Source organism: Zunongwangia sp. (assembly GCF_048269745.1).
In the GTDB taxonomy this organism is placed as follows: domain Bacteria; phylum Bacteroidota; class Bacteroidia; order Flavobacteriales; family Flavobacteriaceae; genus Zunongwangia.
Genome location: NZ_JBLXIB010000001.1, coordinates 289865 through 303202 on the forward strand (window position 1 = coordinate 289865; position 13338 = coordinate 303202).

9 protein-coding genes are annotated in these 13338 nt (G+C 32.6%); 4 read left to right on the forward strand and 5 right to left on the reverse strand.

The window, feature by feature from the left end; all coding sequences use genetic code 11:
• Positions 1 to 161: 161 nt before the first annotated feature.
• Positions 162 to 530 (forward strand): toxin-antitoxin system YwqK family antitoxin, encoded by a 369-nt coding sequence (locus tag ACN0WI_RS01265; RefSeq protein WP_417884792.1) that lies wholly within the window; start codon positions 162 to 164, stop codon positions 528 to 530.
• 86 nt (positions 531 to 616) lie between these two features.
• Here ACN0WI_RS01265 and ACN0WI_RS01270 read toward each other — a convergent pair whose 3' ends face one another.
• From ACN0WI_RS01270 to ACN0WI_RS01285, 4 genes are read right to left on the reverse strand one after another with little or no spacing between them, the layout of a single operon-like run.
• On the reverse strand, positions 617 to 4060 hold the full coding sequence (locus tag ACN0WI_RS01270) for an efflux RND transporter permease subunit (RefSeq protein ID WP_417884793.1): 3444 nt from the start codon (positions 4058 to 4060) through the stop codon (positions 617 to 619).
• Entirely contained in the window at positions 4057 to 5229 is a 1173-nt protein-coding gene (locus tag ACN0WI_RS01275; RefSeq protein ID WP_417884794.1) for an efflux RND transporter periplasmic adaptor subunit, read from the reverse strand. The genes ACN0WI_RS01270 and ACN0WI_RS01275 overlap by 4 nt, the downstream gene beginning before the upstream one ends.
• Before the next feature lie 13 nt (positions 5230 to 5242).
• On the reverse strand, positions 5243 to 6622 hold the full coding sequence (locus ACN0WI_RS01280; RefSeq protein WP_417884795.1) for a TolC family protein: 1380 nt from the start codon (positions 6620 to 6622) through the stop codon (positions 5243 to 5245).
• Positions 6603 to 7217, reverse strand: coding sequence for a TetR/AcrR family transcriptional regulator (locus ACN0WI_RS01285; RefSeq protein ID WP_417884796.1), 615 nt, complete (start codon positions 7215 to 7217; stop codon positions 6603 to 6605). The genes ACN0WI_RS01280 and ACN0WI_RS01285 overlap by 20 nt, the downstream gene beginning before the upstream one ends.
• Before the next feature lie 137 nt (positions 7218 to 7354).
• Between ACN0WI_RS01285 and ACN0WI_RS01290 the strand changes: the two genes are divergently transcribed.
• The 3 genes from ACN0WI_RS01290 to odhB all read left to right on the forward strand — a co-directional run bounded on the left by ACN0WI_RS01290 (position 7355) and on the right by odhB (position 12637).
• On the forward strand, positions 7355 to 8329 hold the full coding sequence (locus ACN0WI_RS01290; RefSeq protein WP_417884797.1) for a polyprenyl synthetase family protein: 975 nt from the start codon (positions 7355 to 7357) through the stop codon (positions 8327 to 8329).
• 210 nt (positions 8330 to 8539) lie between these two features.
• Positions 8540 to 11308: a 2-oxoglutarate dehydrogenase E1 component gene (locus ACN0WI_RS01295; protein ID WP_417884798.1), complete on the forward strand. Its 2769-nt coding sequence runs from the start codon at positions 8540 to 8542 to the stop codon at positions 11306 to 11308.
• 57 nt (positions 11309 to 11365) lie between these two features.
• Complete coding sequence (gene odhB, locus ACN0WI_RS01300; RefSeq protein WP_417884799.1) at positions 11366 to 12637, forward strand: 2-oxoglutarate dehydrogenase complex dihydrolipoyllysine-residue succinyltransferase; 1272 nt, start codon at positions 11366 to 11368, stop codon at positions 12635 to 12637.
• A 259-nt stretch (positions 12638 to 12896) separates the two neighbouring features.
• On the opposite strand, the gene ACN0WI_RS01305 is transcribed toward odhB, so the two are convergent.
• Positions 12897 to 13334 carry a retropepsin-like aspartic protease gene (locus ACN0WI_RS01305; RefSeq protein WP_417884800.1) on the reverse strand — a complete coding sequence of 146 codons (438 nt, stop codon included), beginning with the start codon at positions 13332 to 13334 and terminating at the stop codon, positions 12897 to 12899.
• Positions 13335 to 13338 lie beyond the last annotated feature (4 nt).

Consider the following 13338-nt stretch of genomic DNA (forward strand, 5'->3'; position numbering starts at 1 on the left):
TTAAAAATACAATAGAATTGTATTATCGTCCTAATTATCTAGTTGCTAAATAATTATAATTATTCTAAGTTTAATCTCAATGTTAACTTAATGTTATGTAAATATTGATTTAATGTAAATAATTCACTATATTTGTTATTGTAAGTTTAAATATAAAGGTTATGAGAACTATAAAAATTACAATTATTGCAGCCTTAATGATGATCGGAGGAGCGGTAGGAGCACAAAACGGGCATAAAAAACCTGTATTTGAAAAACAAAATGAATTAATTAAAGGTACATATTATTATGAAGATGGAAATGTTAAGCAGGAAGGTACGTACAAGGACGGAAAGCTCCATGGAGAATGGGTTTCTTACGACAAAAACGGTAAAAAGATTGCCTACGCCACATATGCCAATGGTAAAAAAGTTGGTACATGGTATTTTTGGCAGGGAAGCTTGGTGAAAAAAGTAAACTATGATTCTAACAAAATTGTAGTTGTAAGCACAATTAAAGATATGCCTACTTTAGTGAGTAGCGAAAAATAAATGTTGATTTTAGTTCAAAAATTAAAAATCCCCGATATAAATTTATGTCGGGGATTTTTTTATATAATAATATATAAATTCAGCTTTTAAGCTGTTTTTCTATTTTTAAACTTTAGCTTACCCCGGTTTATTAAGTAAAACATTACAGGAACTACTACTAAAGTTAAAAAAGTAGCAAATACTAATCCAAATATTACTGTCCAGGCGAGAGGTCCCCAGAAAATAACATTATCACCTCCAATATATATTTGTGGATCATAATCTATCATTAGTCCGAAGAAGTCGATATTTAGTCCAATAGCAAGTGGGATTAATCCCAATACTGTAGTGATTGCTGTTAGTAATACCGGACGTAGTCTAGACTTCCCTCCATTAACTATACAATCAAAATATTGTTGTTTTGTTAGTAATGCATTAGAAGGTAAGCCTGAATCATTTTTCATTCTATCTATAAGAATTTGGGTATAATCTATTAATACAATTGCATTATTAACAACAATACCTGCTAAAGAGATAATTCCCATCATAGTCATTATAACCACAAAATCCATATGGAATATAATTAGTCCAAGAAATACCCCAACCAAACTTAGTACTACCGCAGTTACAATTATAATAGGTTTTGAAATGGAATTGAATTGAGCTACTAAAATTAATAAAATCCCTCCAATAGCAATTAATAGCGCTTTTAATAGAAAAGCCATATTATCAGCTTGCTTTTCTTGCTCACCAGTAAATTCAAAACTCATAGTTTTAGGCAAGTCGTAATTCACTAGTTCTGTTTTAAGTTGCTGTACAATTTCATTTGCATTGTAATCTCCTAGTACATTTGAATAAAGCGTGATCACCCGTTTCAAATCTTTTCTTTTAATAGCACTAAAAGCTGAGGTCGTTTTAGTTTCTACTAATGATGAAATTGGAACCTGTACAATTTTTCCATTTGTTTGATTTTTAAAAGTAATAGGCTGATTAAACAACACATTTTCATTATACCTGTATTGTTTGTCGAAACGTACATTTACTTCATAATCGTTATCACCTTTTTTATAAGTAGAAATTTCCTCCCCATAAATAGCCCGACGCATTGTTTGCCCAACTGCTACAGTAGAAACTCCTAATTGTCCCGCTTTTTTACGGTCTACTCGAACTTGTAATTCGGGTTTCGCTTTATTTACATTGATTTTTAATTCTTCGATGCCTTCAATACTTAAACCTTGAATAAAAGAGCGCATATCTTCAGCTTGTGCTAGCATTGCTTCGTAATCTTCTCCTTTTATTTCAATATTTATTGGATATCCTGAAGGAGGTCCGGCAGCATCCTTTTCAACAATAATGGAAACTCCTGGAAAACCTTGTACAGCTCGTCGGATTTCTTCCATCACATCACTACTTTTTACACCCCTTCGCTCATTATATTCGCGCATAGAAAGTGTAATTTTTCCTTTGTGGGGCATTTCATTTTTTTGGCCTCCATCGCTAAAGGGGTTTCCTGCACCTTCTCCAACTTGAGAAATAGCTGACTCTACCATATAATTATATCCATTGTCGTTATATTTTTCGATTACTGAAAATATTCGATCTTCAACTTTCTTGGTAAGTTGATTGGTTTTTTCAATAGTAGTTCCTTCGGGATATTCAATGTATGTAATAATCTGTTTAGGTTCGTTCTCCGGGAAAAATAAAACTTCTGGTTTTACAATTCCGACTAATAAAAATGATAAAATTAGCATAGCGACTGTACCGAAGAAAAATATATAGGCTCGCTTTCCGCTTAAAGCAAACCTAAGTGTAGCTTCATAACTACTTTCTAATTTTTGTAAAATGGTATACTGAAAATAGTTCGCTGCTTTTGATAGTACATATTTGTATAACCATAATAATAGCACAACTAAAATAAATATATTTCCGAATCCGCGTAATGCAGCTATATTAAACATAAAGCCGGCTAAAAGAAATAAAATACCAACGGCTCCTAGTAAAAGGCTGATTACAATAAGGCGTTTTTTTGAAATTTCACCTTCTTCGGTTTTCATAAATTCTGAGGTTAACATCGAATTTATAATAAGAGCAACAAATAGCGAAGAACCTAATACTACTGAAAGTGTAATAGGGAATATAACCATGAATTTACCAATGGTTCCCGGCCATAAGCCCAAAGGAAAAAATGCGGCTAGAGTAGTGGCTGTAGAGGCAATAATAGGCCAAGCAATTTCTCCGACACCTTGTTTGGCAGCATCTGTACGAGACATTCCCTGATCCATTAGAGTATACACGTTTTCTACAACTACAATTCCATTATCTACCAGCATTCCTAAGCCCATAACTAATGCAAAAAGTACCATAGTATTTAGGGTAAACCCGAAATAGGATAAAATGGTTAACGAAAGGAACATAGAAAGAGGGATGGCGAGCCCTACAAATAATGCATTTCTAAAACCAAGAAAAAACATAAGGACTAGAACCACCAATATAACGCCAAAAATAATGTTATTTACCAAATCATCTACTTGGGTTTTAGTTTTTGTAGACTGGTCGTTGGAATACGAAATATGTAAGTTTTGAGGTAAATAATCTGCTTGTTCTGTTTCGATTATTTTTTTAATTTCTTCAACAGCTTCAATCATATTTCTACCACTTCGCTTTTTAATATCTAGCATTACAACGGGTTGCTTATATTCTCTAGCAAAAGTGGTGGCATCTTTTTCTCTAAAATTTATTTCTGCGATATCTTTTAGAAAAATAATTCCGTCTTGACGTTTAACAATAACATTTTTTAATTCATCTGGATCGTTTATTTCTCCTATTATGCGGATGTTTTTTTGAAGTCCGTCTGTTTTTATATTTCCCGCAGAGATAGTTTTATTCTCTAAGCTAACTGCATTTATAATATTATCGAAACTTACTTTAGAGGCCGACATTTTATAAATATCTACCGCAATTTCAACTTCCATTTCTTCAGCACCCCGAATTTTTGCTTCTTTAATCTGAGGTAATAATTCTATTCTATCCTGAAGATATTCAGCATAATCTTTTAATTGCTGAACTTGATAATCTCCGGTAAGGTTAATGTTTAGAATAGGTTGTTCTTCAGATAAGTTTAAATCGAAAACATTTGGTTCTACTTTAGCGCCGTTATCTAAGGTAGGCCAAGTAGTTTCTGCCTTTACTAAATCTACTTTATCTTTAACTTTATTTTTAGCGACATCTACACTAACATCTTCTTCGAATTCTACAATAACAATAGAATAATCTTGGAGTGTAGTTGAGGTTATTTCTTTTACGCTACCAATATCGTTAAATTCTTCTTCTAGCGGTTCTGTTATAAATTTTTCAACATCTTCTGCTGAGTTACCAGGGTTAACAGAGCTTACATAAATTTTAGTTTCTACAATTTCAGGAAAAGCTTCCCGAGGCATCCCGTAGTAGGAGAGTAGACCCGCAATCATAATAATTCCGATAATAACGTATACCGTCATTTTATTGTCGATAGCCCAAGAAGAAATTTTAAATTCTTTGTCTAAATTGTTCATTTGCTATTATTTGCTAGTTTTACTTCTTGGCCATCTCTTAGGCTTTTGCTACCCTCAATAATTAATAATGCATCTTTTTGAAGCCCTTTTTTTACTTCGATATTGTCATTATAACTATACCCAGTTTCTATCACATTTTTTTGAGCAATACCAGTACTGTCTGTTTTTTTATTTAACGTGTAAACTAAGCTTTCTCCTAAAGCATTTGTTTGGATGGTGTTTTCTGGAATAACCACAGCATTTTCAGCAGTGTAGTCGTTTAATAATATTGTAGCTATTTGGTTAGGCCGAATTAGCTTTTCTGGATTTGGAATTGAAATTCGAACTCTAAAAGTTCGATTATTCGGATTGATGTTACTGCCAACATCCGTTACTTTTCCTTCATATTTTTTATTGATAGAATTTATGCTAATAAAAACAGAAGTTCCATTTTTAATTTTAGTAAGATAATTCTCAGGAACAGCGGCCTCGACATACATATTGCTTAAGTTGATAAGTCTAAATAGCTGACTTTGCCCTGGGCTAACTACTTCGCCTTGATTGCTTATAACTTCATCTATAACACCACTAAAAGGTGCTGTTATTGTTGTTTTGCTTAATTGCGATTGTAATTGCTCGGCTGCTTTTTGAGTAGCTTCAAAATTTGTTTTTACTTGTAGATACTGAATTTCAGATCCAATATTCTGATCCCATAATCTTTTTTGCCGTTCATAAGTTGTTTTAGCAAGAGTAGCTTGAGCTTGGCTTTGGGCTACTTGGCTAGCAAGTCCGCCATCATCAATTTTGGCTAAAAGTTGTCCTTTTTTTACTTTATCACCTTCTTTAATGTATACTTTTTTTAATAATCCGGAATATTCAGGATAGATAATAATATTTTCGTTAGTAGCTACATCGCCTTGAACTTCTGCATAATGGTTAAATATAGTATCGGATAGTTTTTGAATAGTAACTAAATTTAGATTTTTGTTTTTATCTAATTCGTTAATAGCCTCATCTAGCTTTGTAATATTAGCGGTTAATGTACTTTGCTCTTTACTAAGTTTAGATTTACGAGCTCTTATCTCAGGTAGGTTTCCATCTTCAATAAGATCATCTATAGATTTTTCATTTTCTTTTCCACAGGAAATTATAAGAATTGAAAAGCTAAATATGGCAAATAGTTTTTTCATGAACAGAGGGGAGTTATTGTTTGTTTTCATACTTGCTGGTGTCTAATAGATTTTCTAGCTCTACTTTTGCTGTAATTACAGTAAACATAGATTCTAAGTATTGTTGTTGGGCAGAATATAACTGTTGTTGTGCTTCGTTTAATTCGAAACTACTGGCTACGCCTTCTTTAAATTTTATTTTATTCTTATTTTCAATTCGTTCGGCTAACGCTAAATTTTTCTTTTGAACTTGATAGTTTTCTAAACTATATTCATATTCGTTTTTAGCGGAATTGATTTGTTGTTTTACCTCATTACGTGTGTATTCTAAATCGAGAATAGCTTGTTTTAAAGCAATTTTTTTTTGCTGTGTTCTAGCGGATCGCATACTGCTGCTAAAAACCGGTACATTTAAGCTTATACCCAACACAGATTGTTGGAAATATTTCTGATTACTATTTAGAAATGTAAAATCCTGACTGTTTCCCTGAAAACCATAATTCCAAAAACCTGTAAGAGAAGGAAGAGCTTTGGCTTTCTCTAATTTTACTTCAATTTTGGCAGATTCCGCACTGTTTTTTGATATTCTATAATCGATATTCTCTTCTATGGGGATGTTTTTTTCTAGTATTCCAAGATCAAAATATTGTAAGGTTAAAGCTTCAAGTTTTTCTGTTAGTATTAAATCAGTCTCAATAGGTAAGCCCAAAGTAATATTTAGCATATCGTAAGCTATGTCTTGCATTCGTTTACTACGATTTAGATTGTTTTGAAGTGTGAGAAGGGTAATCTCAAGTTGTTCTACATCTTCTTCTTCAGCTAAACCATTATCGAAAGTGGCTTTGGTTTCATTATAAGTTTTTTGGATGCTTTTTACGTTTTTAGAAAGTATAGCAACATTTTCTTCAGCTAGGAGTACATTTCCGTAAGCATTTATAATTCCTTTTTTTACTTCTAAGTCGGTTTTTGTTTTAGCATTTTCGGTTACTTGAAGCAGTGTTTTTACGGATTGAATTCCTACAATGTACGATCCGTCAAAAATAATTTGATTCCAGGTAGCAGTTCCATTTAAATTTTGTTTAGTACCAAAAGTAACTGGAGTAAAAGTACCTGGCTCGCCACCGCTAAGTTCTGCGGGTAATAAATTTACAGGCTGTTTTATATAATTTTGATAATCTATTTTACCACTTAGTTGTGGCAATCCTTGTGCTATAATTTCCCATTTTTGTTGTAATCTAATCTCAACATCCTTTTGTGCTTTTGCAGCTTCTACATTATGCTCTAATCCATATCGAATGGCTTCTTCTAAAGTAAAAGAATATGATTTTTGGGTGTTAGGTTGGTTTTGTGCATTTAGTGCACAGCAGCCTAGTACTGTTAGTGTAAATATAATTTTATGTAGTGGTTGTTTCATTCTTATTGAATTGGTCTTTTAGAATTTTTAGTCCTTTTTTTGTAGCTATTGCTCTTATGTGATAATCTATGAAAAGCTGAAATAAATCAGACTTTTTGTAATTATCTTTGGAAAAAATAGAAGCATCTCTCACAGCATTAAGTCCTGAGTGATATATTTTACATATAAAATTCTTATCAATATCTTCTCTAAAAAGTCCTTCTTCTATTCCTTTAGTAACATTTTCTTTAATACTAGACTCTATAGTTTCATATTTTATGGCTTCTAAGCTTTCAAATATTTCTGTATAATATTTTTGAAGTTGAAACTGAGGAGATGATTTTTCATCTTTTAAAAAGATATTTACCTGTTTCTTTACCTCAAAAAGTTCTTCTATAGCATTAATGTTTTTTTTCTTTATTTCAGCAATATTTATTTGAATGATTCTTATGATGTTGAATGCAACATCGTGTACTAATTTTGTTTTAGTTGCATAATTGGCATAAATAGTCTTTTTAGAGATGCCCATTTTTTCGGCAATGTCGTCCATGGTGACGCTCTTAAAGCCGTATTCTAGAAACATTTCTGTAGCTATATTTAATATGGATTCTTTCAAATTTCAAAAATTTCAACAAATGTAATCTTTGGAAACTTTTAAGACAAATAAAGTTTCTTAAGTTTTTAAGATATTTAATATGTTGTATGAATATAAAATCCTATTCAATTTCGGTATTTTAGCGAAAAAATACCGAAATGCTTGCTATATCAGAGTATAGAGATGCTTTTCTAAATTATTTAGAAAGTAAAGTCAAAGTTAAAGAGCCTAGAAATTTATACGAGCCAATGGCTTATATACTTAATTTGGGAGGTAAACGTTTACGCCCGATTTTAGTATTAATTGGTACTGAGGTGTTTAATGCCGATTATAAAAGAGCATTAGATGCGGCTTTGGCTATAGAAATATTTCATAATTTTTCGTTAGTACACGACGATATTATGGACGATGCGCCATTACGTAGAGGGAAAAAAACAGTACACGAAAAATGGGGGTTAAATACTGGTATTTTGTCTGGAGATGCAATGCTTATAAATGCATATCAGCTTTTTGAAAATTATGAAGGCTCCACTTTTAAAGAATTAGCACAGTTGTTTTCTAAAACAGCAACTGAAGTTTGCGAAGGGCAACAATACGATATCGATTTTGAATCTAGAGACGATGTAAGTATTCCAGATTATTTAAAAATGATTGAGTATAAAACGGCAGTTCTAGTAGGGGCTTCGTTACAAATGGGAGCTATTGTTGCCGGAGCAAGCAAAGAATCTAAAGATGCTATTTATCAATTTGGGAGATTGTTAGGTATTGCTTTTCAGCTTCAAGACGATTATTTAGACGCATTTGGGGATCCAAAAACATTTGGAAAACAGGTAGGAGGTGATATTATAGAAAACAAAAAAACCTTTTTATATCTTAAGTCATTAGAAGCATCTACCAAGGAAGAGGCGCAACAATTAGAATATTTGTTTTCTGTAACACCTTCAGATAATACTGAAAAGATAGAAACAGTAAAAAGCATTTTTGTACAAAGTGGTGCGGCTAACGCTACTCAAAAAGAAATCGAGAACTATACAAATAGTGCTTTTGATGTTTTAGAAGAAATAGCAATTAAAGATGAGTATAAAAAAAATCTACAAGAATTTGGCAATATGCTTATGAAAAGAAGTGTTTAAATTTAATAATTTCAATTTATTAGATTTTTAAAAAATCAAAATAAATTATCATATTCATAATATTAGCCCCTGTTTTTAAACAGAGTTGCTATGAAAGTGTGTTAAAATTTTTTTAAGGTTTGAAATAAAACTATTAATTGCTGTAACCAGTAATGCCAAAATTGTACTTTTGCTATGTTATACACAGAAAAGAAACTTTAGTTTCAACTTATGGACAGATTTTCATTTTTAAATGCCGCACATACCGCATATTTCGCGGAGTTATACGATCAATATTTACAATACCCAGATAGTGTAGAGCCTAGTTGGAGGGCTTTTTTCCAAGGTTTCGACTTTGGAATGGAACAAAATGGTGTTGAAGAAAAAATTTTTGAAGAAGCTCCGGTAACGTTTGAGGATACCGATGTGCCAGGGCATGTTTATAAAGAATTACAGGTAATCCGTTTAATAGACGGATATAGAAAGAGAGGACATTTATTCACTAAAACCAATCCGGTTAGAGAGCGTAGGCATTATTCTCCAACTTTAGATATTGAAAACTTTGGTTTAACTAAAGAGGATCTGGACACCACTTTTGGAGCTGGGGATATTTTAGGAATTGGAGCTCAACCATTAAAAGATATCATTCGCCATCTAGAAGAAATTTATTGCGATGCTATTGGGGTTGAATATATGTTTATTAGAAAGCCTGAAGAAATAGAGTGGCTTCAAAAAAAATTAAACGTAAACGAAAATCATCCTAATTTTGATGAAAATCGTAAAAAACAAATTTTACGAAAGCTTAATGAAGCAGTTTCATTTGAAGGATTCTTACATCGTAAGTATGTTGGTCAGAAAAGGTTTTCTTTAGAAGGAGGTGAAAGTTTAATACCTGCTTTAGATGCAATAATAGAAGCTGCCGCAGAAAAAGGAATAAAAGACTTTGTAATGGGAATGGCTCACCGTGGCCGTTTAAATACTTTAACCAATATATTTGGTAAAAGTGCAAAAGATATTTTCTCTGAATTTGATGGTAAAGATTATGCCCAGGATATTTTTGATGGTGATGTAAAATACCATTTAGGCTGGACTTCCTGCCGGACAACCGATTCAGGAAAAGAAATTAATATAAATTTAGCACCAAACCCTTCACATTTAGAAACCGTAGGCCCGGTAGTAGAAGGTATTGCTAGAGCAAAAAGGGATCGACATTATCAAGGGGATACTGGAAAAGTATTACCAATTTTAGTACATGGAGATGCTGCAATTTCAGCACAAGGAGTTGTTTACGAAGTTGTGCAGATGGCTCAATTAGAAGGGTATGAAAATGCAGGAACAATTCATATTGTGGTAAATAATCAAATTGGTTTTACAACCAATTATTTAGACGGTCGTTCTGCTACTTACTGTACAGATGTTGCTAAAGTTACACTATCGCCGGTTTTACATGTAAATGCAGATGATGCAGAAGCTGTAGTACATGCAATTTTATTTGCGTTGGACTTTAGAATGACTTTTAAGCGTGATGTGTTTATCGATTTGTTAGGCTATAGAAAATATGGTCATAATGAAGGTGATGAGCCTAGATTTACACAACCAAAACTGTATAAGGCGATCGCAAAACATAAAAATGCTAGAGATATATATGCGGAGAAACTTATAAAAGAAGGGATTATCGATGAATCATATATCGATAAATTAGAAGAAGATTATAAGAAGAAATTAGAAGAAGATTTTGCCGATTCTCGAAAAGAAAATCTTACTCGTATAACACCATTTATGGAAGATGAATGGGGTGGTTATGAGAATGTAGAGGAAGATCAAATGATGAAAGCTGTCGATACCTCGGTGAAAATTGAAGATTTAGATGATGTTGCAAAAGCAATTTCTACACTACCAGAAGACAAAAAATTTATGCGTAAAATTGATAAAATTATCAATTTACGGAAGAAAATGTACTTCGAAGACAATAAGCTAGATTGGTCTATGGGAGAACATCTAGCCTATGGTAGTTTAATGAAAGAGGGTTATAATATACGTATAACCGGACAAGATTGTGAACGAGGAACTTTTTCTCATAGACACGCTGTGTTAAAAGTAGAAGAAAGTGAGGAAGAAATAATTCTTCACAACAATATAAAAGATAGAAAAGGAGATTTCTTTATTTATAACTCATTATTATCTGAATATGCAGTAGTTGGATTCGATTATGGCTATGCTATGGCAAGCCCTAATACGTTAACTATTTGGGAAGCTCAGTTTGGTGATTTTGTAAATGGAGCTCAAATCATGATTGATCAGTACATTTCTGCTGCAGAAGATAAGTGGAAAGTACAAAATGGTTTAGTAATGTTTTTACCACATGGTTATGAAGGGCAAGGAGCAGAGCACTCCTCTGCGAGAATGGAACGTTTCCTTCAACTTTGTGCTAGAGATAATATGTTTGTAGCAGATGTTACTACACCTGCGAATATGTTTCATTTGCTAAGACGACAAATGAAATTTGGTTTCAGAAAACCATTGATTGTTTTTACACCAAAAAGCTTGTTGAGGCATGCAAAAGCAGTTTCAACTAAAGAAGATCTTACAGAGGGGCAATTCAAAATGGTAATCGATGATGCTGAAGCTGCTGTAGATAAAGTTAAAACGCTTGTTTTTTGTACTGGTAAATTTTATTACGATCTTTTAGAAGCTAAAGAAGAAAGAGAACGTGACGATGTAGCGTTGGTAAGAGTTGAACAACTTTTCCCAGTACCATCCGATCAGATGAAAGCAGTTATAAAAAAATATAAAAATGCAGATGATATTGTTTGGGCTCAAGAAGAACCTAAAAATATGGGAGCTTACGGGCACATGCTGATGCATTTTGAAGAAGGTAAAAATTTAAGATGTTGTAGTCGTAAATTTTATGCTTCTCCGGCAGCAGGAAGTGCAGTGCGTTTCAAAAAACGGCATCAACAAGTAATCGATCAAGTTTTTGATAAATCTTTAACAGAATAATAATTAAATTTAAAATACATTTCTGTAAATCAGGAATATAAAATAAAATAGAAGAACATGGCCTTAGAAATGAAAGTTCCATCTCCCGGTGAATCAATAACCGAAGTAGAAATTGCTGAATGGTTGGTTGAAGATGGAGATTATGTAGAAAAAGACCAGGCGATAGCTGAGGTAGATAGCGATAAAGCTACTTTAGAACTTCCGGCTGAAGCCAGTGGTATTATTACATTAAAAGCAGAAGAAGGAGATGCTGTAGCTGTTGGAGAAGTAGTTTGTTTAATTGATACTGAGGCAGAAAAGCCAGGGGGCAGTAAGAGTAATGATGAAAGTGCTGAAGAAGAAGTAAAAGATGAGCAGGATAAAAAAGAATCTAAAACAGATAGTGATAAAGCTCCTGCTAAAACAGAAGAGCCTTCTAAATCTTCTACTCCTTCTCAAAAACAAGATACGTATGCAACCGGAAGTCCTTCTCCGGCGGCAAAGAAAATTTTAGATGAAAAAAACATAGATTCTGGATCTGTACAGGGTAGTGGTAAAGATGGTAGAATAACAAAAGAAGATGCTGTTCAAGCCAAAGCTTCTATGGGAACTCCAGGTAGGGGTAAACGTGGAGAATCTCGTAAAAAAATGTCGATGCTTCGTCGTAAAGTAGCAGAACGTTTGGTGGCAGCAAAAAGCGAAACGGCTATGCTTACTACTTTTAATGAGGTAGATATGTCTGCTGTGTATGCTTTACGTAAAAAATACAAAGAGCAGTTTAAAGAAAAGCATGGTGTAAGTTTAGGTTTTATGTCTTTCTTTACATTAGCAGTAGTGCGAGCTTTGGACATGTATCCGGATGTAAACTCCATGATAGATGAAAAATATCAGGTAAAATACGACTATAAAGATATTAGTATAGCAGTTTCTGGACCTAAAGGATTAATGGTTCCAGTAATTAGAAATGCTGAAAATTTGAGTTTCCGTGGGGTTGAGGATGAAGTAAAACGTTTAGCTGTAAAAGCACGTGATGGTAAAATTACGGTTGATGAAATGACTGGAGGTACATTTACAATTACAAACGGAGGTGTATTTGGTTCTATGATGTCTACTCCTATTATTAATCCACCACAAAGCGCTATTTTAGGAATGCATAATATTGTAGATAGACCAATGGCTATTGATGGTCATGTTGAAATCCGACCAATGATGTACATTGCACTTTCTTACGATCACCGAATTATAGATGGTAAAGAATCAGTAAGCTTTTTAGTAGCTGTGAAAGAAGCTATAGAAAATCCTGAAAAACTATTGATGGATAACGATGTAAAAAGAGCTTTAGAATTATAATATGTAACTAGCAGCGATTAGATTTATATAAAAAAGCGGGAATATATTCCCGCTTTTCTTTTTTGATTGGTTTAGTTAAGTTGGTATTGGTTAAAAATAGAATAAGTTTATTAAATTCAAAATAAGTATACTGATAACAGCAACTATTATTATACTTATAAACTGGTTATTTTTCAAAATTTAATAGCGACTTTGTAAAAAAGTATGTTCAATCAAATATAAATTATAATATGTTGCTAGTAAAGGGGGATTAAACCCCTTATTTTAAAAAAATAGTTTTTTTGCTATAATCTATAATAGCTTTTCCTTTTTTTAAGATGTCTGCGCCAATAATACCATGGATTTTTTCAGCATCATGCTGTATTAATGCTTCGTTTACATGGCGTAAATCAAAAAGAACTAGATCTACTTTTTTCTTTTTCCAACCTTTTATTTCAAATTTATTTTTTAGGGCAATTTGTGTTAACATATTATTTGCTCCAGCTCCAGCAGCTTTTACATCACTTTCTTCTGCAGATAAATTAAAATGATCTATACTATCTATTCCCACACAAGTACTAGAAGCGCCAGTGTCTATTATAAAATTACCTTCAATTTTATTAATTTTCGCTACAATTTCTAAATGGTTTGTTTTGGTATATTCAAATTTTATGCTTTCATAGCCTTTTTCTTTTAATATTTTTTTTAGAGATGCCATTCTT